Source organism: Gaoshiqia sediminis (genome assembly GCF_025907915.1).
Classification (GTDB): domain Bacteria; phylum Bacteroidota; class Bacteroidia; order Bacteroidales; family Prolixibacteraceae; genus Gaoshiqia; species Gaoshiqia sediminis.
The window spans coordinates 1-26604 of sequence record NZ_JAPAAF010000023.1; the positions used below are offsets into that span (position 1 = coordinate 1).

21 protein-coding genes and 1 tRNA gene are annotated in these 26604 nt (G+C 46.1%); 12 read left to right on the top strand and 10 right to left on the bottom strand.

The window, feature by feature from the left end; genetic code table 11:
- The 9 genes from N2K84_RS13870 to N2K84_RS13910 form a co-directional block, all read left to right on the top strand.
- A partial coding sequence (locus N2K84_RS13870) for a hypothetical protein (protein WP_428221991.1) occupies window positions 1-433 on the top strand: 433 nt, incomplete at its 5' end.
- A gap of 202 nt (window positions 434-635) precedes the next feature.
- Window positions 636-1538, top strand: a complete 903-nt coding sequence (locus N2K84_RS13875; RefSeq protein WP_282592420.1) for a toprim domain-containing protein — start codon at window positions 636-638, stop codon at window positions 1536-1538.
- A gap of 97 nt (window positions 1539-1635) precedes the next feature.
- Window positions 1636-1983, top strand: coding sequence for a MobC family plasmid mobilization relaxosome protein (locus tag N2K84_RS13880; RefSeq protein WP_282592421.1), 348 nt, complete (start codon window positions 1636-1638; stop codon window positions 1981-1983).
- Window positions 1973-2878, top strand: a complete 906-nt coding sequence (locus N2K84_RS13885; RefSeq protein WP_282592422.1) for a relaxase/mobilization nuclease domain-containing protein — start codon at window positions 1973-1975, stop codon at window positions 2876-2878. The genes N2K84_RS13880 and N2K84_RS13885 overlap by 11 nt, the downstream gene beginning before the upstream one ends.
- A 2-nt stretch (window positions 2879-2880) precedes the next feature.
- Complete coding sequence (locus N2K84_RS13890) at window positions 2881-3486, top strand: hypothetical protein (protein WP_282592423.1); 606 nt, start codon at window positions 2881-2883, stop codon at window positions 3484-3486.
- Between the two features lie 85 nt (window positions 3487-3571).
- Window positions 3572-3865 carry a helix-turn-helix domain-containing protein gene (locus tag N2K84_RS13895; protein WP_282592424.1) on the top strand — a complete coding sequence of 98 codons (294 nt, stop codon included), beginning with the start codon at window positions 3572-3574 and terminating at the stop codon, window positions 3863-3865.
- A gap of 3 nt (window positions 3866-3868) precedes the next feature.
- Window positions 3869-5116: a type II toxin-antitoxin system HipA family toxin gene (locus tag N2K84_RS13900; RefSeq protein WP_282592425.1), complete on the top strand. Its 1248-nt coding sequence runs from the start codon at window positions 3869-3871 to the stop codon at window positions 5114-5116.
- A gap of 82 nt (window positions 5117-5198) precedes the next feature.
- Entirely contained in the window at window positions 5199-7850 is a 2652-nt protein-coding gene (locus N2K84_RS13905) for a DEAD/DEAH box helicase (RefSeq protein ID WP_282592426.1), read from the top strand.
- 38 nt (window positions 7851-7888) lie between these two features.
- A complete protein-coding gene (locus tag N2K84_RS13910; protein ID WP_282592427.1) occupies window positions 7889-10843 on the top strand; it encodes a TOTE conflict system archaeo-eukaryotic primase domain-containing protein in 2955 nt (984 codons plus the stop codon).
- Between the two features lie 524 nt (window positions 10844-11367).
- On the opposite strand, the gene N2K84_RS13915 is transcribed toward N2K84_RS13910, so the two are convergent.
- The 5 genes from N2K84_RS13915 to N2K84_RS13935 form a co-directional block, all read right to left on the bottom strand.
- Window positions 11368-11441, bottom strand: a tRNA-Ile gene (locus tag N2K84_RS13915).
- A gap of 161 nt (window positions 11442-11602) precedes the next feature.
- Entirely contained in the window at window positions 11603-12259 is a 657-nt protein-coding gene (locus N2K84_RS13920; protein WP_282592428.1) for a lipoprotein signal peptidase, read from the bottom strand.
- A gap of 73 nt (window positions 12260-12332) precedes the next feature.
- Window positions 12333-12710, bottom strand: a complete 378-nt coding sequence (locus tag N2K84_RS13925; protein ID WP_282592429.1) for a TraR/DksA family transcriptional regulator — start codon at window positions 12708-12710, stop codon at window positions 12333-12335.
- 113 nt (window positions 12711-12823) lie between these two features.
- A complete protein-coding gene (gene ileS, locus N2K84_RS13930; RefSeq protein WP_282592430.1) occupies window positions 12824-16276 on the bottom strand; it encodes an isoleucine--tRNA ligase in 3453 nt (1150 codons plus the stop codon).
- A 208-nt stretch (window positions 16277-16484) separates the two neighbouring features.
- Window positions 16485-17459, bottom strand: a complete 975-nt coding sequence (locus N2K84_RS13935) for an HNH endonuclease (RefSeq protein ID WP_282592431.1) — start codon at window positions 17457-17459, stop codon at window positions 16485-16487.
- 237 nt (window positions 17460-17696) lie between these two features.
- On the opposite strand from N2K84_RS13935, the gene N2K84_RS13940 reads away from it, so the two are divergent.
- Both N2K84_RS13940 and N2K84_RS20545 read left to right on the top strand, forming a co-directional pair.
- On the top strand, window positions 17697-17924 hold the full coding sequence (locus tag N2K84_RS13940) for a hypothetical protein (RefSeq protein WP_282592432.1): 228 nt from the start codon (window positions 17697-17699) through the stop codon (window positions 17922-17924).
- Entirely contained in the window at window positions 17914-18219 is a 306-nt protein-coding gene (locus tag N2K84_RS20545) for a type II toxin-antitoxin system RelE/ParE family toxin (RefSeq protein ID WP_428221992.1), read from the top strand. The genes N2K84_RS13940 and N2K84_RS20545 overlap by 11 nt, the downstream gene beginning before the upstream one ends.
- Window positions 18220-18329: 110 nt before the next feature.
- Here N2K84_RS20545 and N2K84_RS13945 read toward each other — a convergent pair whose 3' ends face one another.
- The 4 genes from N2K84_RS13945 to N2K84_RS13960 all read right to left on the bottom strand — a co-directional run bounded on the left by N2K84_RS13945 (window position 18330) and on the right by N2K84_RS13960 (window position 23626).
- Window positions 18330-19688, bottom strand: a complete 1359-nt coding sequence (locus tag N2K84_RS13945) for a Gfo/Idh/MocA family protein (protein ID WP_282592433.1) — start codon at window positions 19686-19688, stop codon at window positions 18330-18332.
- 17 nt (window positions 19689-19705) lie between these two features.
- The gene (locus N2K84_RS13950; RefSeq protein WP_282592434.1) at window positions 19706-21238 is read right to left on the bottom strand and encodes an SUMF1/EgtB/PvdO family nonheme iron enzyme; all 1533 of its coding nucleotides are present in this window, start codon (window positions 21236-21238) and stop codon (window positions 19706-19708) included.
- A gap of 156 nt (window positions 21239-21394) precedes the next feature.
- Window positions 21395-22099, bottom strand: coding sequence for a type 1 glutamine amidotransferase (locus N2K84_RS13955; RefSeq protein ID WP_282592435.1), 705 nt, complete (start codon window positions 22097-22099; stop codon window positions 21395-21397).
- 138 nt (window positions 22100-22237) lie between these two features.
- On the bottom strand, window positions 22238-23626 hold the full coding sequence (locus N2K84_RS13960; protein WP_282592436.1) for an MATE family efflux transporter: 1389 nt from the start codon (window positions 23624-23626) through the stop codon (window positions 22238-22240).
- A gap of 351 nt (window positions 23627-23977) precedes the next feature.
- Here N2K84_RS13960 and N2K84_RS13965 point away from each other — a divergent pair, with 351 nt between their 5' ends.
- Complete coding sequence (locus N2K84_RS13965) at window positions 23978-25315, top strand: rhamnogalacturonidase (RefSeq protein ID WP_282592437.1); 1338 nt, start codon at window positions 23978-23980, stop codon at window positions 25313-25315.
- A 162-nt stretch (window positions 25316-25477) separates the two neighbouring features.
- Here N2K84_RS13965 and N2K84_RS13970 read toward each other — a convergent pair whose 3' ends face one another.
- Window positions 25478-26593, bottom strand: a complete 1116-nt coding sequence (locus N2K84_RS13970) for an Mrp/NBP35 family ATP-binding protein (RefSeq protein WP_282592438.1) — start codon at window positions 26591-26593, stop codon at window positions 25478-25480.
- Between the last annotated feature and the right edge of the window lie 11 nt (window positions 26594-26604).

A 26604-nucleotide genomic window follows, 5' to 3' on the forward strand; every position in this document is an offset into this window, starting at 1 on the left:
ATTAATGGCCAAAGAGATTCCTCATTTCCTGCATTTTCTTCTTCACAGAAAACTCGCTGCAAAAAATGAATCCCGAATGTGGTTCAATCCATCTGTTCTCGAAACTCCTGCACTGCATAAAATCAAAAAATACAATACAAATAAGCTTGAAATGGAAATGGCGACTTATTGCCGTGATGTGATGGAGGGACTGCAAAAGGACAAAATGCGCTGTTGCCCGAAGGACCTGCTGGAAGTATTGCGGGAATGCGGGTTCCGGGCCGACATTACTGTGATCCGGAACATACTCAAAGACAATTGGGGACTCACGTCTGAGAAAAACGGCGAATATAATTTTTACCATATCGGTACCGATGGGGAACTTGTTCCGGTGAAAAGAAAAGGACGCTATATGGAAGTTGCAATCACCGATCTGAACAAAACCCTGTTGTAATGTTGAGTTTAGCTATTAAACAATTGAAATTAGGACAGATGCACACCTCAACAATCACACAACAAATACACAACAAAATCCTGCTTGTTGTGGCCGGGCTACAACACCGCTATCATTTGTTGTGCTTTTGTTGAGTCTATATTACACTGAAATAATGCAGGTTAACCGTCATCCACAACAAAACAACAAAAATTTGACACGCATGGCACTCTCTGAAATAAAACAAATAAGTATCAAGGGTTATCTTCAGAATATGGGGGTTCTTCCCAAAAAAGAGTTTGCTTACTACGGAATGTATTTTAGTCCGTTCCGTGACGACCACAATACAAGCTTCAAGGTGGATTACCGCCAAAACCTTTGGTATGACTTCGGCACCCGGGAAGGCGGTTCAATCATCGATCTGGTGATGAAACTGGAGAACTGCGCTTTTCATGAGGCTGCAGCCAAACTGGAGAAGGACATTGAGGGTGTCGGCCTGAATTCTTTTTCTTTTCACCGGGATTCTATACCTGCTACACCAAAAAACAGGAATCCGGCAATGACCATTCGAAACATTTGCACCATTTCCCATCCCAAACTAGCAGCCTGGATAAGCACACGAAAAATTGACTTGTCCCTGGCAAACCTGTATTGCAGGGAAGTTCACTACCAGGTCAAGGACAACGTCTATTTCTCGATCGGTTTTGGAAACGACAAGGGTGGATACGAACTGTCCAGTCCCTCAAATTTTAAAGGCTGCATTCCGCCAAAAGATATTACGACTGTGAAGAATGGCCATGACAACTGTTTGGTATTTGAAGGCTTTTGGGACTTTCTTTCCTATTTAACGCTACAAAAAATCGAAAAGACGCAGTACGATGTTACAGTGCTTAACTCAGTGGCGAATGTTCAGAAGTCACTGGCTTTTCTGGCAGGGCACAGAAATATCTTTGCTTATCTGGACAACGATGAAAGCGGACGAAAAGCGATTCAGGTAATCAAATCATCATGCTTTTCTGTCGATGACAGGTCAGTAAGGTATGCTGCATACAAAGACATCAATGATTATTTATGCGGTAAAAACCAAGTCCGGCAAATGAAAAAAGGCAGGGGGTTTAGGCTGTAAGAAAAGGTTCTTTTTTCAGGGGTAGCAAGTTTATGTTTTGGTAATACCAAAACCCTTGTGTTATCCCGCTGGTCTCGAACAAAAATCAGATAGCAAAATGAAAAACAAAAATGGCCGACCGGTCAAACGATTGGGTGAAAAAATGGCCTATCACATTAACGTAAAAATGGGAACGATCGACTATTACACGCTCAAGGCAAAAGCCAGGGAGGCTGATGTTGGTTTCAGCGAATGCATCCGTCAGCTCATCAGAAGAGGTTACGTGAAACAGCGGCTTTCCCCTGAATTGCATGGTCACATCCGGAAACTATCGGGAATGGCCAACAACTTAAACCAGGTTGCCCGCAAAGCAAACGCTGCGGGATATTCCGACACCCGGCTTGAGTATCTGTACCTGGCCGGCAAGATTGACAACCTATTGAATCAAATCCGTCATGATGGCTAAGATTGTTAAAGGACAGGGATTCCGGGGCGTTGTGAACTACGTCCTGGATCAATCCAAAGGCGCGGAGATTTTGGACAGCCAGGGAGTGCGCCTTAAAAACGCCGGTTCGATCATTGACAGTTTTGTTTTTCAATCTGAAATGAACGCCCGGATAAAAAAACCGGTTGGTCATATTTCGCTTGATTTTTCTGCGCAGGATCTGGGAAAACTGAACAACAGCCTGATGGTGAAAATCTCACAGGAATACATGAACTTGATGGGAATTTCCAATACGCAGTACATTCTTTGCCGTCACTTTGACAAGGAGCATCCGCACGTGCACCTGGTTTTTAACCGGGTGGATAATGATGGGAAAACAATCTCTGACCGAAACGACCGATACCGGAGCGGAAAAATCTGTAAAGAACTGACCCAAAAGCATGGTTTATATTTTGCCCGGGGAAAAGAGAAAGTAAAAGCGTATCGCCTGCGGGAGCCGGATAAAACCAAATATGAAATCTACGAATCGCTGAAAGCAATCCTTCCAACATGCCACAACTGGGATCAAATTATTGCAGGGCTAAAAGAACAGGGCATTGGCGTGACGTTCAAATTCAAAGGGAAAACTAACGAAATACAGGGAGTTGTTTTCGATAAAAACGGCTATTCATTCAATGGATCGAAAGTTGATCGACAATTCAGTTTTTCAAAAATCACTTTTCAGCTCAAACGGAATATTTCTGAGCAAGTTTACCAAAAAACGAAAGTCTGTTATCACATTCCGGATCACCTGGTCGCAGGAAATATTCTCAAAAGCTTATTCCATCAGATGGGGAAACACCCTGCTGAAAACGAAAACCGGACAAAACAAGATGCTGTGCCAAAACTCAAAAGAAAAAGAGGGATAAGGAGGTAAAAATGAGAAAGAATGTAAATGTTGTAGCGGTCCTATTCGAAGAGGTCAACACCCTACTGAAAACCATTGACCGGAAAATCAACGATCAGCACCAAAAGCTGGAAGATGCTGCCACCAAAGCAGACCTTACAAGCATAAAGATTGCCATTGAAAAGGCTTTCCTGCAAACATCGCGTAATCTATCGGTCCTGAATCAAAAGCTCAATGGGATCTCAACATCGATTCAAGAGTCAGAAGATCAAATTCGTTTAGGGTTTGAAAGCATTCTTTCAACTTTAAAAGACCAGGAAAACGAGCGAATCGCCCGCCACAAGCGCCAGCTTAAACTAAAATCAAGAAATGTGATCATCGCTTTCGTCTTCCTTTTCCTCTTGTTTACTGTTTCGCTGATCGGGAATATTTATCAAAGAAATAAACAAACGCGCGTGAGCGATAATGATCTCAAGTACCGTTATATCAAAATGATTGGTGGGATTAACGCTGAGGAGCTTTCCAATTTGGAAGATATGTTTCACTACAACAAGGATAAAGAGTTGATTAGAGAAATTAGGAAGAAAGTTGAAGAACATGAAAGAAACAAAGATGAGGAAAAGGCAACGACCTTTTAGAAGAGAAGGAAAAGTAGGACAATCAGTTAGAGCTGTTGTTTATTTAGCACATTTTAATTATCATTGTCGATAATAAGCAACAAATATGAAAACAAAAAAACAAACTTTGCTTCCGAAGTTTCAAAAGATATTGGAACAATTGGGTGAGAATATTAAGCTGGCCAGGAAAAGACGGAATCTAAGCACCATACAGGTTGCAGAGCGGGCCGGTATTAACCGTTCCACGCTCTATCACATTGAAAAGGGGAACCCCAGTGTTGCACTGGGTGCATATTTTAATGTTCTCCGGGTACTGGGCCTCCAGGACGACTTCCTGAAGTTGGCAGCCGATGATGAGTTTGGCCGGAAATTGCAGGATTTAAAACTAATCGGGAAATAGATCATGGCAGACAAAACAGATATATGGGTATATGCGGATTGGAAAGGCATGAAATCTCCCAAATGTATTGGAATATTATCGGCACAGCAGGCAAAAGGCCGGAAAGCGTTCAGCTTTTCGTATAATGCTGACTGGCTTAACTCCAGGGAGCAAATGCTGCTCGATCCCGACATTGCGTGGTACAGCGGACAGCAATACCCGAACGGAAAGGAGAACTTTGGCGTATTTTTGGATTCGATGCCTGATACATGGGGCCGAACGCTGATGAAAAGACGCGCAGCAATCTACGCCAAGGAAGAAGACAGGCCTGTTCCGGTATTATATGATATCGATTTTTTGCTGGGTGTACATGATTTGTGCCGAATGGGAGCATTGCGATTTAAAAGAGAACCAGACGGAGAATTCCTGGACAATGATCCGATATCGCCAACGCCTCCCTGGACAAGTGTCAGGGAATTGCAGTATAGTGCCGAACTGGTAGAGTCTGATTCAGACACCATCGAAATTAAAAAATGGCTTGCTATGCTGATGGCTCCCGGTTCTTCCCTTGGCGGGGCCAGGCCGAAAGCTAATATTCTCGACATGGATGGTCATCCGTGGATTGCCAAATTTCCTTCGAAGAATGATACGATCAATAAAGGTGCATGGGAATACCTCGCCTACCTGCTTGCGATTAACGCCGGTATCGATATGGCGGAATCAAGGCTCGAGCGTATTGCCGGGAAATATGATACGTTTTTTACGAAACGATTTGACAGGGATATGCAGGAGCGGATCCATTTCGCATCAGCCATGACCATGACCGGCAGAAACGAAGAGCTCATCCGGGACGAAACTCCTTCATATCTGGATATTGTAGAGTTTATCCAATTCTCAGGAACGCATGTGGATGAAGATTTGAAGCAGCTTTGGAGAAGAATCATTTTCAATATATTGATATCCAATACGGATGATCACCTTCGGAATCATGGTTTTATTCTTACCAATGAAGGCTGGCGTTTGTCCCCGGCGTATGATGTTAACCCGTCAATTGACAAAGACGGACTTGCCTTGAATATCGACATGGATAACAATTTGCTTGATATTGAGCTTGCCAAAAGCGTAGGTCTTTTTTTCCGGCTAAGCGAAAAAGAAATGGACACCATTCTTGATGAGGTAAAATCATCTGTATCCGGTTGGCAAAGAATAGCTAATCAAATAGGTATCCCTCGCAGCGAACAAATACTGATGGCTGGTGCATTTAAGGTTTAAATCACTTATCTTCTTCCCGTCTAATTCAATTTAGAATTATCTTTGGGAAAATAGAAATCTTCAATTTGTTTAAAAAGTCCATATGGAAATTCATAAAATCATCTTTCAACAAAAACTGAAATTGGCCAATCTGCTTAACAAGCAAGAACTGGCTTTGGGCGAAATCATTTTTAACAATGGACAGTGCCAGGTTTTGTCGCAGTCGGCTTCGCGTTACGAGCTAATTGTGAGTCAGGAATCAAAAAATAAAGTGGATGAAATTACCTTGGACATAGAAGAATCAGGAATAATTGTTCCCAAAATTGGTAACAATGGGGCCGGATGGGACAAAAGCTCGTATGCCTGCCTGTTACAGGTTGAAAGTGAGATGCACCTGCTGGATGCCAAAGAACGGCTGGAGCATAAAAAATACACCCGTGAAGGAATGATCAAACGGGTGCTGAAAGAACGGCAGCAGAAAGCCGAAAAAGCTGCGTACCGCATTCAGTGGGCAGATAATATTTACGGCGACCACCTTTTGACCAACGAAAAGGGAATCGGGTATAAAATTTTTTTACGTGATTTTGAAAGCGAAACCGGATACAGCAATAGCATGGATTCGCGCCTGAACAAATTGGGGACTTCTAAGCACATCATGTTTGCCTTTGATGCATTAAAAGAAAATAAAGAGCTTTTCGATAAATTAGACAAGACCTTCCCATTCATCGAAATTTATTGCGACCCCTTGAATCATTACAAAATAAGCTGGTATTACCCTGGAAAGTTGCCCGTTGAAGAACACCTCCTGATCTCCCGCTACTTTAAAAAAAACAGTTTTATTGAAGACGATAAAATTACCGGTTTGCTGAATTTTATGGATGAAGCGGCGCAAAGCCCACGCATTTGTATCCGCCCGGAAGTGTCAGAAAAGATTGAGGCTGCTTTTGAGAAGAAAGCGCTTGAAGACCTTCAGGAAACCATCGCCCCTGATTTCAGTAAAATAAAAGCGGATTTATATGATTATCAAAAAGAAGGCATCCGGTTCGCACTATTCAGGAAAACAGCCATTATTGCCGACGAAATGGGGCTTGGAAAAACGATCCAGGCAATAGGGACTGCTATCCTGAAAAAGGAAATCTTCGGGTTTACCAAAACACTGGTGGTTTGCCCGGCTTCGCTGAAAGAACAATGGAAAAAAGAAGTGGAAAAATTTTCGGACGAAAAAGCCCTGGTTGTTTCGGGAACACCAGACGAGCGGGAGCAGCAATACAAAGACGGACGGTATTTCTTCTTCATAATCAATTATGAAACCGTGCTGCGCGACCAGGTTGCCATCAACAATGCAGGCATCGATTTTCTGGTACTAGACGAGGCGCAACGGGCAAAAAACTATGAAACGCAAACGGCTTCTTCTCTGAAGCGCATCGAAGCCAAGCATAAACTGGCCATTACCGGCACTCCTATCGAAAACAAGCTGATCGACATCTTTTCTATTATGGGCATCCTCGACCCTGAGTTTTTCGGACCGTTGTGGGAATTTTCGTACCAGCACTGCCTGTTTGATCCCGATAAGCACAACAAGATAAACGGCTATTACAACCTGCAAAAACTAAACAAGCGGCTGGAAGAAGTTCTGATCAGACGCGAAAAAAGAAAGGTAATTGACCAGTTGCCCAACCTCCGCCAGATCAATGTCCCGGTAGAATTGTCGCCTTTACAGGCTGACTATCACGCTTCCTATGCCAAAGGGCTGGCACAGATCATTCGAAAGAAGTTCCTCACCCCGTACGATCTAAAGCGGATGCAACTACTACTGACCAATATGCGGATGGTTTGTGACTCTTCATACCTGATTGACGAAAAAACCAACGAATCGCCCAAGCTGGAAGAACTCAGGCATATTTTGCTTGGCGAGCTTGACGTTCCAAACAAGAACATGAAGATCATTATCTTTTCGGAATGGGTGAAGGTGCATAAACTGATTGGAAAGCTGTTGCGCGATAACAACATCGGGTTCGTGGAACTGAACGGGTCCATCCCTGTCCCATCACGTGGAGAACTGATCCGGAAATTTGAGTCGAACCCGCAGTACAAAGTGTTTTTGTCCACCGAAGCAGGCGGGTCAGGGCTCAACCTGCAAATCGCCGACACACTGATCAACTTCGAGCTTCCCTGGAACCCGGCCAAAAAGAACCAGCGCATTGGGCGCATTGACAGGATTGGACAGAAAAGTAACAAACTCACAGTCTTTAATTTTATTTCCCGCAATTCAATTGAACAACAAATTGCCTCAGGATTGCTTGTAAAACAAAGCCTGTTCGACGGGGTACTCGGCAGCGATGCCCGCACCAACTTCGTCGATTTCAGTACGAAAGGCCGCTCCCAGTTTATCCAGCAGTTGGAAGAGTTTGTCAGTGAAACCGAACGAAAAAGACCGGATGAAGATTTGGGCGCTGAATTGTTTCAGGAGGAATCCATTCCTGAAACTGAAAAACTTGCGGCAAATGAAATCGATTTTTCAGGCGATGATACCGAACAACAGGAAGAATTGCCCGAAGTCTCTGCTGGCAACAATGGATCAACTTATAGTATTCAGTCCAAAGAATTAGAAACCGTAATGAACAGCGGGATGCAGTTCTTGTCAGGCCTGTTTAAAATGGCCACTGGAAAAGAAATGGGCATGGAAAACCAAACCATCCAAGTGAACAAGGAAACAGGGGAAGTGACGATGAAATTTAAACTGCCAATCTCATAGGGTTTATAATGCCGAAAGATGAATGATTCCCATCGGATATGGATTATAAAGCGTTGCAAAACAAATACCAGCAGTTACTTCTTGAAAACAATCGCTTAAAAGAAGAAATAAAAAGGCTGAAAGCTCAGCCCGGTCTGACTATAGGTTGGGAAGAATCACAAGATTCAGGCAACACAGTTTCAGGATATCTCCCTGCACCGGAGCTGGAATTATTTGATCAGCAAGTGAAAATTAATTCTTCAACATCTGCTGAAGCTATAAATAAAGGGTCTGGTTCCAGCGAAAAGATTCAGCTCTTTATGTCGTTGTTCAGGGGAAGGGATGATGTGTATGCCAGAAGATGGGAAAATAAAGCAAAAGGGATTGCCGGGTATTCGCCTGCCTGCGGAAACGAATGGAAACCGGGTATTTGTCAGAAGCCTAAAATAAAATGCTCGGCTTGCAAACATAAAGATTTTCTCCCTTTGAGTGAAATGGCCGTTGATGCGCATTTGCGTGGCAGAAATAACCTGGTTGCCGGAATTTATCCTTTGCTTTCAAATGAAACCTGCTGGTTTTTGGCAATTGATTTTGACGATGAAGGATGGCAAAAAGACGTAACGACTCTCAGCGAAGTATGCTCGTTATTCGAAATTCCTGTTGGAATTGAAAGGTCGCGATCAGGGAATGGGGCCCATGCATGGTTTTTCTTTGAATACCCTGTACCGGCTTCTTTGGCCAGGAAATTTGGAAGTGCATTGCTAACTCATGCCATGAGCCAGCGGCACGAGATCACATTTAAATCTTATGACCGTTTTTTCCCAAACCAGGACAACATGCCAAAAGGTGGTTTCGGTAATTTGATTGCTTTGCCCTTGCAAAAGGAAGCAAGAAAAGATAACAACAGTGTCTTCATTGATGAGCATTTTCACCCGATTGAAGATCAGTGGGCTTTCCTGGCATCCCTTTCAAGGCTTTCCGAAAAGAATCTGGAAGAATTGATATCAAAGTTGTGCCCGGGAAATGAGCTTGGGACCTTGAAAACAGACGATGAAGAAGCGTCCAAACCCTGGGAAACCATAAAAACGACCGAGATCAGTAAAAATGATTTTCCTGGAAAAACCGAAGTCGTAAAAGCCAATATGTTGTTTATCCCAAAGGCAGATTTTTCGCAAAAAGCATTAAATCACCTGAAACGTCTGGCTGCTTTCAAGAATCCTGAATTCTACAAAGCCCAGGCTATGCGCTTGCCGACCTTTGATAAACCAAGGATTATATCTTGCTCGGATGAAACAGCTGAATACCTGTGCTTGCCAAGAGGATGTGAAACGGACATAAAGATGCTGTTTGAGGAAATGAAAACGAAAGTTTTGTGGACCGATAAAACGAATCATGGCAGAAAGATCGACGTTGCGTTTAACGGGAGCCTGCGGGATGAACAACCGCTGGCTGTTGAGAAATTGTTGGAATATGATGATGGCATACTGTGCGGAACAACGGCTTTCGGGAAAACAGTTGCAGCAATAAAATTGATCGCCGAAAGAAAGGTCAATACGCTGATTTTCGTTGATAAGGTCAATCTTGTATCCCAATGGAGAGAAAAGCTTTCAGCCTTTCTGATAATCAATGAGCCGATCCCAATTAATCACGGAACCGGAAAAAAAGGAAGAAATAAAAGCATTATCGGACAGATGGGAGCAGGAAAGCAAGCATTGAACGGCATCATTGATATTGCGGTCATGCAATCCCTGAACAGGCTAGGAGAGGTAAAGGATTGTGTGAAAGATTACGGCATGGTGATCGTTGACGAGTGTCATCATGTTTCTGCGTTCAGTTTTGAAATGATATTGAAAAATGTGGGCGCCAAATATGTTTACGGGTTAACAGCTACCCCGGTCAGAAAGGATGGACATCATCCAATTATTTTTATGCAGTGTGGACCGATTCGTTATCGGGACGACGCAAAAAAGCAAGCGGAGAAAAGGCCTTTCGACCATTTTATCATACCCAGATTCACTTCTTTCAATACACCGTTGGATAAGCAAGAGAAAGATATCCTAATTCATGAACTGTATGCCGGGATTATCGAAGATGAGATGAGAAATCAGTTAATCGTAGATGATGTCATTCAATGTCACCAAAATGGCAGAAATTGCCTGGTCCTGACAGAAAGAACAACTCACGTTGAGTCGATTGCCAACGAACTCAGTCAGAGGATTCCGGATGTAATCTCACTCATGGGCGGTATGGGGACAAAGGAAACCAGAGAAACGATGGCCCGGATTTCAGAAACCCCCGAAGACAAACCACTGACTTTAGTTGCAACGGGGCGCTATATTGGCGAAGGCTTTGATGAACCAAGGCTTGACACCCTGTTTCTGGCTATGCCCATTTCATGGAAAGGAACTTTACAACAATATGCAGGGAGACTTCACCGATTGTTTGAAACGAAAAAGGAAGTGCTGATTTATGACTACGTAGATGTTCGGGTGCGAATGCTTGAAAGGATGTACAATAAACGGCTTGCCGGATATGCGTCTATTGGCTATAAGGCCAAAGGCGAAAATCTTGCAGCAGAATCCACGGATATCATTTTTGATAAGTCCAATTTTTTACCGGTATATTCTAATGATATCGTCAATGCGTCCAAAGAGATACTGATCGTAAGCCCGTTTGTGACAATCCGGCGCACCTTACAGATGATGCAAAATCTTAAAATCGCACTGGCAAAGGGTGTAAAAGTGGTTGTACTGACCCGGCCTGCTGAGGATTTCAAAGACAAAGATTTGATTGCCTGGAAGACGGCACTGAATTTTTTAAAAAGTTCCGGAATAGTCGTTGTCTTTAAATCAAATATCCATCAGAAATTTGCAGTTATGGACGAAAAAATTGTGTGGTACGGGAGCATAAACCTGCTAAGTTTTGGCAGCGCCGAAGAAAGTATCATGCGGCTCGAAAGTTCGAATATTGCGAACGAACTAATTCGAAGCATAACGAAGGAGGCTGGTACATGATACGTCCTACTTACTCGTTTGTGGGATGCACGTACCCTTGAAATTTTTGAAATGAGTTGGTACTATTAGAATAATTTTTTGGAAAGTGTGCCAAAGCTATTGAAGCAATTTACCCCTCTTACCAACTCCTGAACTTGGCTGCAGATAAACTGACCATTTAGAAATTTAAGCCCTGGGGATGAAACAACCGAAAGACTACCGCATAAGCTATTCATTTCAGAATTGAATGTAAAAGTTGATTCATTCCCTACCGCAGAGCCAATTTCAAAAAGACTTAACCTGCGTAAGTTTCGGTTAAAACTTTTTGGAATACTACATCAATACTTTCAATTTTTCCATTCATTATTTATCCTGCTTCCTTTTGTCCGTTTTCATCGTCTTCACTTCGTTGGGTGCCTAAGCGTTCAATTAAGGTGCCCCATGCAATCTTACTGCTCACTTCCACCTAAAAATTTTGTGTGCAAATTGTGTGCAAATAAAAAAGAGAGCTACAACTTATTTGCTGTAACTCTCTGATTATTAAGTGGGCCCAACTGGGCTTGAACCAGTGACTCCCTGATTATGAGTCAGGTGCTCTAACCAACTGAGCTATAGGCCCTGAAATATTTTTTGCCGTATTCTGATTTTGCGAAATCTCCAAATGTTGAATACCGGCGGTTGCTTTTTCGTACTATCCGTTTTTCGGATTGCAAGTTTACAACATTAGCTGAAATTTCACAAGCAAAAAGTTAAATTTCAGGAGTGCTGCGAATTTCAGGCTTATCCGGCAGTAGTATTTTCTTCTGTTTCGTTTTTATTTTCGTGCTGGTCCAGGCGGTTAAACAAGCGCCAATAGAAAATGACGATGCTAAAAATACCAATCGTGATAGCCGAGTCGGCAATATTGAACACGGGGCGGAAAAACAGGAAATCGCGCCCCCCCCAGATCGGCAACCAATCTGGATAACGGCCCGAAATCAGCGGAAAATAAAACATGTCCACCACCTTGCCATGTAAAAAAGTTGCATAGCCTCCGCCATCAGGGAAGAGTTGTGCTATTTCGCCGTAACTCTCGTTGAAAATCAGTCCGTAAAATGCGCTGTCAATAATGTTTCCCATGGCGCCGGCAAATATCAGCGCCACGCAGGCTACGAATCCCATGGGGATATCTTCGCGCTTCGACAGTTTCAGTAAATACCAGCCGATGCCGGTAACGGCAATGATCCGAAATACGCTGAGGAACATTTTGCCGTATTCGCCGGCAAACTCAATCCCGAAAGCCATTCCGTTGTTTTCAACAAAATGGATTAAAAACCAGTTGCCTATTACCGAAAATTCCTCACCCAGGTGCATATTGGTTTTTATCCATAATTTTAGCAACTGATCGGCTAACAGGATCAGAAAAATCAGGATGAATGATTTGGTCCGTTTTGACATGGTTAAAATCTGTTCATAAAAAAATGATTGGAAGAACGCGCTTCCAATCATCATTTTTTATCCGTTCGTCCTTCTACTTTTGATTCATCTTGGCATCGATGCTCAAGGTGGCGTGGGGTACCGCACGTAAACGCTCTTTCGAAATCAATTTGCCGGTTTCGCGACAGATTCCGTAGGTTTTGTTTTCGATACGAACCAAGGCAGCTTGCAAATGCTGGATAAATTTTAACTGGCGTTGTGCCAGTTTTCCGGCCTCTTCCTTTGAAAGCGTTGCGGCACCTTCCTCCAACACTTTAAAGGTTGGCGAGGTGTCTTGGGTATCATTCCCATCGCTGTGTGTAATGGAATTCTTGTACATCTCATAGTCTTTCTGCGCCTTTTCAAGCTTTTCCAGGATGAGTGCCTTGAACTCCGCCAACTCAGCATCCGAATATCTGGTTTTTTCTGTCATAACCAAAAATTTTAGTTCGTTATTGCGGTTCAGAATGCTTGCTTCATTCGGTTCCTAAATTATAAAAATAAATTTGAATTTGAACAGTTCTTTAAACATACCCTTCGGCTTAGTTATCCCATCTTTTCAACAAGAATGCAGGCTTCAATGTCCTGGTCAATTTCTACCACAGTGCCCAGGCCGTCTTCCAATCGGTCAACCAATATCAAATCATACGCGAGCGTTTGGCTGCTGATGTAATCCCGGAAATGGGTAACGGCCTCATTGTAAAAGTCATGCTTCACGATTTTCAACGAAACGCGATCGGTGACTTCAAAGTTACTTTCCTTGCGGATATTCTGTATTTTATTGATGAACTCGCGGGCAATGCCTTCCTGTTTTAGTTCTTCGGTTACATGAATGTCCAGGGCAATGGTCATTTCGCCTTCGGTAGCAACCAGCCATCCGGGAATGTCTTCGGTTGTGATTTCCACGTCGTCAGTGGTTAATGCCACCGTTTGATCGTCGATATTCAGCGTGTAGCCACCGCTTTTTTCCAACTCTGAGATATCGGTCTGGCTAAATTGGGAAACCGAAGCGGCAATCTGCTTCATGATTTTGCCGTATTTCGGGCCCAATGTTTTAAAGTTGGGCTTGATTTTCTTTTTGATGATGCCGGCCGTGTCGGTCAGGTATTCTACCTCTTTCACGTTTACTTCGGAAAGAATAATGTTCTCAACAGCCTCGAACTGCTCGCGGAAACGGGGGTTCAGTACCGGGACCATGATTTTTGCCAGCGGCTGGCGCACTTTTAGCTTTTCCTTCCGGCGCAGGCCCAGGATCATCGAGGAAGCTCGCTGGGCAATGTCCATTTTCTGCTCCAGGCCTTTGTCTATCAGTGACTGGTCAGCAATCGGGAATTCAGCCAAATGTACACTTTGGTCGGCTTCTTTTCCGGTGAGTTTATTCAGATCGGTGTAGAGCAAATCGGCATAAAACGGCGCCAGCGGGGCCGACAATTTGGCCACGGTTACCAAAGAAGTATAAAGCGTTTGGTAAGCCGAAATTTTGTCGGTATCGTATTCGCCGCCCCAGTAACGTTTCCTGCTCAGGCGAACAAACCAGTTACTCAGGTTTTCGTTTACAAATTCGGAAATGGCACGTCCGGCGCGGGTCGGCTCGTAGGTTTCGAGGCTTTCGCCCACCTCCTTGATGAGCGAATTCAGCAGGGAGATGATCCAACGATCCAGTTCCGGGCGTTCGCTCACCGGGATTTCAGCTTCCTTAAACCGGAAGCCGTCGATATTGGCATACAGCGCGAAGAAGTTGTAAGTATTGTAAAGCGTTCCGAAGAATTTGCGGCGCACTTCGTCCACGCCGGCCACATCGAATTTCAGGTTGTCCCAAGGTTGCGAGTTGGTGAGCATGTACCAGCGCAGCGGGTCGGAACCATATTGCTCGATGGTTTCGAACGGATCGACGGCATTGCCCAGACGCTTCGACATTTTGTTGCCGTTTTTGTCTAGCACCAAACCGTTGGAGATAATGTTTCGGAAAGCAACCGATTCGTCGATCATCGTTGCAATGGCATGCAGGGTGAAGAACCAGCCACGCGTTTGGTCCACACCTTCCGCGATAAAGTCGGCCGGGAATACACCACGTCCTTCGGCTGGTTGATACCGCTCTTTGTTCTCGAACGGATAATGGTTCTGCGCATAGGGCATGGCACCCGAGTCGAACCAAACATCAATCAGGTCGGGCTCGCGGAACATTTTTTCGCCGTTGTCGGCCACCAGCACAATGTCGTCCACATACGGACGATGCAGATCTATTTTTTCGTAATTCGTTTTATCATATTCTCCCGGAACAAACCCTTCGTACGGATTTTTGCTCATCACCCCGGCAGCTACGGCCTTCTCAATTTCGGCATACAAGTCTTCAACGGAGCCAAAGCATTTGGTCTGTGAGCCATCTTCGGTACGCCAGATCGGCAGCGGCGTTCCCCAAAAGCGTGAACGGCTCAGGTTCCAGTCAACCAGGTTTTCGAGCCAGTTGCCAAAGCGACCGGTTCCGGTGGATTGCGGTTTCCAGTTGATGGTATTGTTCAGGGCAATCAGCTTATCTTTTACGGCTGTTGTGCGGATGAACCAGCTGTCGAGTGGATAGTAAAGCACCGGTTTGTCGGTACGCCAGCAGTGCGGATAGCTGTGTTCGTGCTTTTCAACCTTGAAGGCCTTGTTCTCTTTTTTCAGCATCACCGCAATGTCCACATCCACTGTCGAATAGGATGCATCCAGCAGCTCGTCGTATTCGTTTTTCACATAACGTCCGCTGAATTCGCGGTAGGTATCGGTATTCACATTGGAAGCCACAAACGCCGGGTCCAGGTCTTCCAACCGATAAAAGCGCCCTTTGCGGTCAACCAGCGGCTGCAGCTTGCCTTCCTTGTCGGTTACCAACAGCGGGGCAATGCCGTTTTGTTTGGCCACGCGGTCGTCGTCGGCGCCAAAGGTTGGCGCGATGTGCACGATACCGGTACCATCCTCGGTGGTTACAAAGTCGCCGGTGATGACGCGGAATGCATCGCCATTTGGCTTCACCCAGTTGATGAGTTGCTCGTAGTTGACCCCGGCCAATTCTTCACCGGTATATTCAGCCAACACCTGGTAGGGGATTTTCTTATCGCCGGGCTGGTACTCGTCCAACGAAAGGTCGGCATTGTTCAGGTTGAAATGAACGCTCATCAGGTCTTTGGCCAGGATCACGGTCATCGGTTCGCCGGTGTAGGGGTTAAAGGATTTCACCTTCACATAGGTGATCCGGGGGCCAACGCAAAGTGCCGTGTTCGACGGCAAAGTCCAGGGAGTGGTGGTCCAGGCCAGGAAATACAGCGGGCTGTCCACGCCTTCGTACAGGAACTCCGACTTTTCGTCGCGGACGACGGCAAACTGGGCCACGGCCGTGGTGTCCTTTACCTCGCGGTAGCATCCCGGCTGGTTCAGCTCGTGCGAGCTCAGTCCCGTGCCGGCAGCAGGCGAATACGGCTGAATGGTGTAGCCTTTGTACAGCAAGCCTTTGTCAAACAGCTGTTTCAGCAACCACCACACCGACTCGATGTACCGATTATCATACGTGATGTACGGATCGTCCATGTTCACCCAGTATCCCATGCGGCGGGTCAGTTCTTCCCATTCTTTGGTGTATTTCATCACCTCGCGGCGACAGGCGGCATTATATTCTTCGACGGTAATTTTGGAGCCAATATCTTCTTTGGTGATTCCCAGTGACTTTTCCACGCTCAGCTCAACCGGCAAGCCGTGCGTGTCCCACCCGGCCTTGCGGTGAACGCGAAAACCTTTCATGGTTTTGTAGCGGCAAAACGTGTCCTTAATAGCGCGGGCCATCACGTGGTGGATGCCCGGCATCCCGTTGGCCGAAGGCGGCCCTTCGTAAAAAACGAAGGTCGGGTTTCCTTCCCGGGTTGAAATACTTTTGTGAAAGGTATCATCTTCTTCCCAGCGTTTCAGCACATCTTTGTTGATTTGGGAAAGATCTAATTGCTTGTATTCGCGGAATTTATCGCTCATCGGATTCCAGTTTTGACCTGATTTTTAAAAAAGAGTACAAATATAGAAATTTTTTAGCTACAGCAGAGCGGGCTGCAAAATGGACGGGCATTTCGGGGATTTTTACCGCGGAACAAGCTGTTCTGGTTAGGGGTGTGAAAAACCTAACGTGGTTCTGATTAAAATCACAGCAGGTTTTATAAGCAATTCAATTTCTCAACAAAGGCATTTAAAAGCCAAATTTACGAAGATGGTAGGTTAAAGATTCCATTGAGGGATAACACCTCACATGATCAGGCAGTAATATCTTTTTCCCTTCAAACTGTCTGATATTATAGGTTGAAGGGAAAGGTTCCGAGAAATTGGTTTTCATAATGACTCTGTAATTGCCATCTATTGATATCAGCCCGCGATCAAATGCCCGGTGTAAATTAGGACACAAAGCGATACCATTTGAAATCGTGTCATTGTAGCTTTCTGAGAATGGAATGATGTGGCAAGCATCAATCATTGAGATATTGTCCAGGGCGTCAATTCTCATTTCCGAAATACAACATGTGTAATTGTAAATTTTGGGTACTTCCTTCTTAAAAATATTACTCCGGATAAATACTTCTTCCTGAAAACCGTCGTTGTCCAGTTCTCTTCTAAGCTGAGCAAGCCTTTCCTGATAGATTTCCGAAGAATCACTAACAATCTCATTTTCAATTTCACTCAGGTAGTTATTATCAAAATTAGCTTTGAAATCAACTTTTGTTTCCGGAAAATATGTGTCCAATAAATACTGAATAAGAATATCCGATTCTTCTTTGTTTAGGAATATATTTTTGAGCTCTCCATCTATTTCTGCATATTTAACAGCCGTCATCAAATTTGAAAAACTTCTCATTGATCCTTTTGATTTTACCCAGATCTCGCAACCTATATTGGGAACCAAATTCCAGAATGGCTCTGAACTCATGTGATAAAAAGGCAGTGTAAAAAGACATTGATGATTCGTTTTTACCAACGTTTTCCAGTTGGATTTGTAAAGCCCAACAAATTCAGGCAAGATACTAACTTTACGCGTGGTAAATAATTTTGATTGATAAGCCTGAATCAGACTAATCAACAGAACAGGTTTGTGTGGTGCACCGCCATTTTTATAATCCCGACGGAGCTTGAGGAATTTCAAACAATAATATTCGAGGTTTTTAACAGGCATTCGTGTGAATTATCATTAGATATCTTGTCTTCAATCCGGTTCTTTTCCTCAGAAGGTGAATAATTATACAAGCGTGAAATTAGGAAAAAACTTCATATTGATAAGTCATTTATGATAAGCTTTTGCGAAGAATAGTATCTTTTCGTGGATACCGCAAATTTATTATTGAAGGTTTCACGTAGAATGAAGCCTGCACTTCAAAGTACAACGGATTTCTTAAATTTGTAAAAAAAGGATATGGGGCACGAAGCACTTAAACTGGAATTAATAGAATGGCTGACCAAATTGGAAGATAAGGATACGATTGATTATCTGAAAATTGTCAAGGATTCGTCAACTTTAGGGAAAGATTGGTGGCATGATTTGGATGAGCAGCAGAAATACAGCATCCAGCAAGGATTGAAAGATATTGAAGAGGGAAGATTAACTGCACACGAAGACATTAAAAAGAAGTATGGCCTCTGATTACAAGATCCTTTGGACACAGAATGCCATTGCTGATTTGGAAGCCATACTTAGCTACCTCGAAAAAGAATGGAGTAAAAAAGAGATTGATCGCTTTAAAGCACTTCTTTCAAAGCAACTGGATTTTATCCAAAAAAATCCAAAGCTTTTTCCTGTTTCCAATTATAAAACGGCACTACGGAAGGCCGTGTTAAGCAAACAGACCATTCTCTTCTACGAGATACAGGACAGGCATATATTTCAGGTGCATCTATTCAATACCAGCAGAGATACCGATCGATTAAAGAGAAAATGATGTATCGCTGACAGCTGAGGGTTCCCTTGGAATGAAGCCCTCCGTTCGCCTAAAAAGAAAAGTCCGCCCCGGGTGGAGCAGACTTTCCTGTTGAAGCAGTTAATTTACGTTTAAGCGTTCGGATCGGCAGCTTCGCCGGCAACCGGCACCTGAGATACGCCAACGATGCCCACATCGCCCATCACATAGGTAGATGGCCCCAATTTCAGATCGGAGTTCATGATTTCATCCAGGGTGACTTCCTTGCCGGTGTAGGCCGACACGCGTCCCATGATGGCCACCAGGTTGGTCATGGCGGTGGATTCGGCTTCGTTTACCGGGATGTTTTGGCGGATGCAGGTTACCAGGTCGATGTGTTCCTGCACATACGGGCTGATGGTCACGTTCCGTTCGGGCTGGCCGCTGGCATCCAGCGGGTACGGGTACTTGAACAGTTCGGCGCCCGCAGCATCCCAGATGGTATTCTGGCAGTTGGACGAACCCTTGGTGCCCATCACAAACTCGGAAACATTATTGGCACAGCCGTTAATCTGGCGGCACATGCTGTGATTGTGCATGCCATTGTCGAATACAAAATCAACGCTGAAATTGTCGAACTGGTCGCCGGTTACGCGACGCTGGCGCGAGCCAAAGCCAACCGCGCGGGTGGGGTATTTGCCCGTAAACCAGTGAATGACATCGATATTGTGGATGTGTTGCTCCACGATGTGATCACCCGACAGCCAAAGCCAGTTAACCCAGTCGCGGATCATGTATTCCATTTCGCTCCAGTCGGCATTGGGGTTGCGGTGCCACAGTTTCGACTGGTTCCAGTAGCAGTTGGCGCCGACGATATCGCCAATAGCGCCGTTGGCAATTTGTTTATAGACTTCAATGTAATCGCGTTGGTGACGGCGTTGGGTACCGGTGACGATTTTCAGCCCAAGTGAGTCGGCCTTTTTAGAAGTGGCCAGCACCTGACGGATGCCTACCGGGTCAACGGCTACGGGTTTTTCCATGAACACGTGTTTGCGGGCCTGCACGGCAGCTTCGAAATGTTCGGGACGAAAATGGGGTGGGGTGGCCAGGATCACCACATCCACGCCTGAATCGATCACTTTTTGGAAGGCGTCGAAACCCACGAAGATGTTTTCATCGGCAACTTCCTGGTTAGCCTCATTTTTCAGTTTATTGCGGCAGTCGTCAATACGGTCCCGGAAAACATCGCCCAACGCATGGATAGAAAGGTTTGGGCCGGCTTTCAGGAAGTCGAGGGCCGCGCCCGAACCGCGCCCGCCACAGCCAATCACACCGGCTTTCAGCGGTTTTCCGTCCGGCGCCTGGTCCAGCAATGGGGGCAGGTTCAATTCAACGGTTTTTTGTTTTTCGGCACAGGAAACCAACACATTGGCGCCAATCATTCCGATAGCTCCGGCAGCGGCGGCATTGGTCAAAAATCTTCTACGTGACAGGTTCGATTGTTCTTTCATGTTTTTATGGATTTAGATTAGTTATTACCTGTAAGTTCATCAAATTCGCACACTACGCGGAAACCAACCGTGTTGACATCGGAATACCACCATTTGCTTTTGGGCATTTGCGGGTCGGTTTTCAGCCAATCGGTTGTCCGGGTGAAGTCGCGTGAAGCGCTGCGCAATTCGGCCGGTCCGCTTTTAAACGAGCCGCCGCGTACCACATGTTCGCTGCCGCTGGCCGGGCCTTTCGGGTCGCGGACGCCGTCAGTCAATTGCTGATAAGCATCCGGGGCGTACCAATCCTGGCAGAATTCAGCCACGTTGCCCAACATATTTTTCAGGCCGTACGGATTGGGGCGCACAGCCGAGGGCAACTGTGTACGGGCAAGGCTGTTTTTCTCGTACACCACATAAGAATTGATGTTGGTGGTATCGGCGCCAAACAGTTTGTTCCAGAGCTTATCGGTTGAAAAGTCTTTTGGGTTTCCTTCAAAGAAGTAGGGTGTTTGTGTTCCGGCCCGGCAGGCGTATTCCCACTCGGCTTCGGTTGGCAGACGATAGGTTTTGCCGGTCACTTTCGATAACCAGCGGCAATAGGTTTCGGCTGCCTCATGGCTCATGGTGATAGCCGGACGTTGTCCCAGCCCCCAGTTTTGATCGGGCTGGCCGTAAGGCGGTGTTGGTCCGGTAATGGCGTCCACCTCCAGTTCAGTGCGCGATCCTTCGGTGTCGGTGCTTCGTCCTTCGGCGCCGGTTTGGGCGTAAAATGCCAGGTATTCGTCCCAACTCACTTCCACTTCGCCCATGAAAAACGGACTGATTTCCACTTGCCGTTGCGGGCCTTCGTCTTCTTTCCGGTAAGGTTCACCTGACGGACTGCCCAGGGTGAAACTTCCGCCGGGAATGGCAATCATGCTGAATGAAACCGTTGTACCGGGTATTTTCTCCGAAAAAGATTCGTGGTTGTTTACGGCAGCGGGTTCTGTGTAAACTTCGCGGTTAACCTCCACGCCCTTCCCAAAACCCACATTGCTTTCGTGCTTGGCGTTGGGGTTGTAATGTCCCGCATCCAGGTGACAGTTGATACAATGCAGCTCGTGCTCGTGTTGGGTGTAGTACAGGTGGGCATCCTGTCCTTCTTTGGTAAGCTGAAGGGGAAATATATTGGCATGGCAATGCGTGCACGAAGCTTTGTACGTAAAATGTTGCGCCTGCTCTACCGTCGATTTGGCTTCCCAGTTAAAGCTTTCGTGGTCTTTAAACCAAAAGCCGTAAATATCCTTGGCCCCCAGGCGTACTTTTTCTTTCAGGTAACCTTCTCCTTTGGGTGGCAGGTGGCAATCCACACATTTTACCTGCATGCCCGAGGCATTGTCGTAGTGGGTGGAAAGTTGCCACGAATCGAATACATGCGGGTGGACATGGCAGGAAGCGCAAAAATCGTTTGTGGAAGTATATTCAACTGATCGGTTGAACCCAATCAGGGCAATAATTCCAAAAGAAAAGCCGATAATTAGAAGTAGCCAGATCCTCTTTTGGAAATAGTTGCGAACACGGTTCGGCATAATGGTCAGTTTAATTGGTTTGGTTTAAGTAGTTGACCCCAAATTTAGTAAAATACTGTTTTAAATGGCAAGCGAAGATTAAAATTAGCATGAAAACCTTGCGGTCAGCAGTTGTTTGCGAATTTTCTGCTCAAGGGTGAAGGAAATGATTCTGATTTATAATTCACTCAAGCGGTCGAGCAAGCCAAACATCACCCGGTTGCCGGATTTACTGTTCTTCAGACCATTCAAAATATCCGCTTCCTGTTGAATGAAAGGGCCGGATTCGTTCAGCTCACTACCCACATGATGCAGCATGGCGCGAATGGTTTGTTCGGTGGCTTCGAAGTGAAACTGAAGGCCGATTACCCGGTCACCGTATTGCAGGATTTGGTTGGGGCAGGCGTCGCTCTCGGCCAACCGCAGGCCATTGGCCGGAATATCGAACTGGTCGCCGTGCCAATGGAAAGCAAGCAGCTGGTCGGGCATGTTGTGCAATAATTCCGATTTGTTCCCATCGGCTGTTTTTCGTACCGGAAACCAGCCGATTTCCTTGTTATTTCCAGGCCCGACTTTTGCATCCAACGCATCTGCAATGAGTTGCGCCCCCAGACAAATGCCCAGCACCACTTTGTTGGCTGCAATGGCCTGGCGGATGAATTCCTTTTCACCGGACAGCCACGGATAAATGGCTTCGTCGTAAATACCCATCGGGCCGCCCATCACAATCAGCCAATCCAACTCATCCAACTGAGGAAGCAGCCCTCCTTCGTAAAAACGGGTACAACCGAGTTGATGCCCCTGCCTGTTCACCCAATCTCCGATACAGCCCAGGCCTTCAAAAGGAACATGTTGAAAATAATGAATGCGAAGTGTTTTCATTTCGGAATTTTTGCCAGTTAAGAACCATTTATTAGAGAAACGAATAATACGTCAATTTATGAAAAAAGAAATCATCGTTGACTGTCGGTAAAATCGAGAATAACAAAATCTACCGATACGGACATTCTTGTACCCGGATTAAGTTACTTCGGGATGAAGCATACGGATCTTTTTCCATTTTCCGCTTCGGAACCGGATGACCAACACCCAACAAAATACCAGGAAAAAAAGAACCAGCAAAAACCAGCTAAATGGTACGGAGAAACCAAACACATTCAATGCAAAATAAAGAATGGGCAGCGTAATCCAGTGAACCGTAACCGAAGCAACCATCGTAAAATGCGTATCGCCTGCCCCGCGCAAGGCGCCAATCAGGGCCAGCATCACAGCTTCGGCCAGGACATAAAGAGCGGCAATGCGGATCATCGAAACCGCGATGGAAACAGCTTCTTCGAAAACCGGGTCCGGCGCTTGCGGACTGAACACCCGCACCAACGATTCGGGCACAAAAAGAAACAGTACCAAAATGACAGCAGAATAGAAAATACCGGTTTTGATGGCCGATATAGCGGCATGTTGGGCTACTTCCGGCTGCCCGGCGCCCATGTATCGGCCTACCAGGCTGGTCACAGCAATTTCCATCCCAATGAGTGGAATGAAAGAGATCAAATCCCAGTTGAACATGATGGTGGAAGCAGTGGCCACGGCATCGCCCTGCGAGTGGAACAGGGAAATCATGATGGAGAAAGCCAGAAAATTCAGGAACATTTCCAAGCCTGCCGGAGTGCCGAAATAGAACAATTTTTTCATGATCCATTGCTCGAACCGAAACGATCGCGTGACGGCGAACTGTCGCCGGTTAGTTTTGCCAAGGTAAACAGCAATGAGAATGGCCATGGCGCTGAACGCCCCCGAAATGGTAGCAATTGCAGCTCCGCGGATCCCCATCTGCGGCAGCCCGAGTTTTCCGAAGATCAAGACATAGTCGAGCAGCACGTTAACAACCAAAGCGACGATGGTAGCCGTCATCACAATCCTGGTTTTGCCGATGCCCGTGAAATAGCAGCCCAGCGTATAGCGCATCATGCCGAAAAGGCTTCCCCAAACGAGAATATTGAGATACTGGACCTGATATCCGATCTGAGATTCCGGAATGTTCATCACCTCAAAAAACAGGAATGTCAACGGTTTCAGTAAAATGATAACAGGCCAGGCAGCCAGGGTGACAAGAATGGCCTGAAAGGCAGCTTTTGGCGCATTGTGCTTTTCGCCCGCCCCGAAAAACTGGGCAACCAGCGCTGTAGAATAGCCGGTGAGTCCCACAAAAAAGAAAATAAGCACCTGTAAAGTAACCCCGCCGCTCATGGCAGCATTCATCTGCTCCGAGCCCACTTTGGCCAAAAACAAACGGTCGGTAAAGGTCATCAGCCCGTCGCAAGCCGTTGAAATGATCATTGGCAAAGCCAGAGTGAACAACTCCCGAATGCCGCCGGGGTCGTCGTGTCCCGAAAAATATTTCCTGATCATGGTCATACGATATCAAAAAATGGATTCTTTCCTGTAAGAAAAAACTCGTTCAGCCAACTGTATTTACTTCGTCATCCGTCCAAATGTTTTGCAAATAACTGGTTGGTTGAAATTTTTTTTCCCCGTGAAAGTTAACAGACGTTCAATCCCCGGTCAGGTTGCGCAAACCGCTGATATAATTTTTAATTGACCGAAGAAAAATGATACTGCTTTCGGGTAAAAAAACCAATTTATCGCAGGGATCGCGTACAAAATTACCGGTTGAAAAAAGCGAAATATCCCGAGCTTTGTAAGCTGCTGTTTCGAACAATGGCTTAAGAATTTCTGAGATTACAATAGACCGATAAGACTATGAAAAACACATTTTTTGTTTTGGTGGCCAGCGCCATCCTGCTTCAATTATTTTCATGCAAACCAGCCCAAAAAAAAGTGGTAGAATACTTTCCTGATGGCACTGAAATCCCAGCTTGGTTTAGCGATACTGCAAAAATTAATCCCGATACACTGAGCATTCAAGCCGTGATTACCGAATTTGGCGCAGTTGGCGATGGCTTAACGCTAAACACCGAAGTCATTCAGCAAGCTATTGACCGGGTTGCCGAACAAGGCGGAGGAGTGATTATCGTGCCGGAAGGACGTTTCCTCACCGGAGCGCTGTTTTTTAAACCGGGTACCCACCTGCATGTTCGTGAAGGCGGCACTTTGCTGGGGTCTGATGATATCGCCAATTTCCCCTTTGGACCGTCTCGGATGGAAGGTCGCAGCATCGATTATTTCCCGGCCGTGGTTAATGCATACGGCGTGGATGGTTTCACCATCACCGGAAAAGGGACCATCGACGGCAACGGACTGAAATACTGGGAGGCTTTTTGGCAACGCCGTAAAGAAAACCCCCAATGCACCAACCTGGAAGTATCCCGTCCACGACTGGTTTTCATCCAGAACAGTAACAACGTGCAGTTGCAGGATGTGAGCCTGCATAACTCGGGTTTCTGGACAACCCACCTGTACCGCTGCAATCAGGTAAAACTACTCGATCTGCACATCTTCTCGCCCGCCGCACCGGTTAAGGCGCCCAGCACTGATGCCATTGACATTGATGTATGTACCGATGTGCTGGTGAACGGCTGCTATATGGAAGTGAACGACGACGCCATTGCCCTGAAAGGCGGAAAAGGCCCCTGGGCTGATACCGACCCAACCAACGGCTCCAACAAGAATATCATCATCCAAAATTGTGAATTTGGTTTTTGTCACTCGGCAGTTACCTGCGGAAGCGAGGCCATCCACAACCGGAACATCATCCTGCGAAACAGCACGGTGAATGGCCCCTCGCGCGTGTTGTGGCTGAAAAATCGTCCGGACACTCCGCAGTTGTACGAATACATCCTGGTTGAAAACGTGACCGGGCAGGCACAGCGTTTACTGTTTGCCAAACCATGGCGTCAGTTTTTCGATTTGCAGGGCCGCGAAACTCCGCCCATGTCGATGTCCGATCAGGTTACTTTCCGCAACATCGACCTGACATGCAACATTTTTGCCGATATTGACGTGTCGGAATATGATTTGCTGAAGAATTTCACCTTCGAGAATGTGACGATCACTGCCCAAAACGGTGAACTGAAGAAGGACCTTTTTGATGGGCTGAACCTGAAAAACGTTGTGGTAAACGATCAGTTGATCGATTAAGTTTTCCAGGACCGGAAGGACATCCCGCATCAGCAAGAAATTTTTGTATTCATTTCTATCTGATGAAGATGTCCTTTCGGTTTACTCTTTAAGCCGGGCTACTTTTTTTCATAAGCATGGAAATTAAGTTCCTCCGGCTTTTTCAATCTGTGGTGAAGAAGCTTATTTCCGGCTTACTTTCACTTTTTTGGTTGGATCGAGTTCGGCATTGCGGCGCTCAACCTCACGGATGGTATTGGCGGCCAACTCCTGGAAAGCCTGTCCCATGGGCGAAGTAGGGTCGTCAGCCACAGGTTTGCCTTCGTCGCCACCTTCGCGGATTCCCTGAACGATCGGGATTTGGCCCAGCAGGGGCAGCCCCAGCTTTTCGGCCAGATTTTTACCGCCTTCCTTTCCAAAAATGTAATATTTATTATCGGGCAATTCTTCCGGGGTGAACCAGGCCATGTTTTCCACCAACCCAAGTACCGGCACGTCCACCGTTTTTCCGCGGAACATGTTTACCCCTTTGATGACGTCGGCCAGGGCCACATCCTGTGGAGTGGTTACGATAATGGCGCCGGTAACCGGGACGGTTTGTACTAGCGTGAGATGAATGTCGCTGGTGCCCGGGGGCAGGTCGATCAGCAGATAGTCCAGCTCGCCCCAGTGGCCATCCATAATCAGCTGTTTGAGTGCGTTCGATGCCATTGGACCACGCCAAACCAAGGCATCTTCTACATTCACGAAGAAGCCAATGGAAAGGATTTTCACCCCAAATTGTACGACCGGCTGAATCACTTCGCGCCCTTCAATTTTATCGCCGACAGGGCGGATGCTTTCCGCGCCAAACATTTTTGGGATGGATGGCCCGTAAATGTCGGCATCGATCAGTCCCACTTTGGCGCCCGTTTTGGCCAGGGCCACTGCCAGGTTGACTGATACGGTTGATTTGCCGACACCGCCCTTGCCTGATGCCACAGCGATAATGTTCTTTACGTTGGGCAACACCGGCCGTTCCATCTGGTGAATGGCTTTGGCGGTAATGTTGCCCCGTATTTCAACTTCGGGCCCCAGCTCGCTGAGGATAGCTTCCTCGCAGGCGTGAATGACCGCGCCCATGTTGGGATCGTCCGAGCGCTGAAACACGAGCGAAAAGCTCACTTTTTTTCCGGCAATGCGGATTTCCTGTACCATGTCCATCGACACAACATCTTCGGTTGAGCCGGGGTAAGTTACCTGGCGGAGTGCGTCGGTTACATTTTTCGGTACAATTAGTTTGCGTGGTATATCTGCCATAATATGTTGAT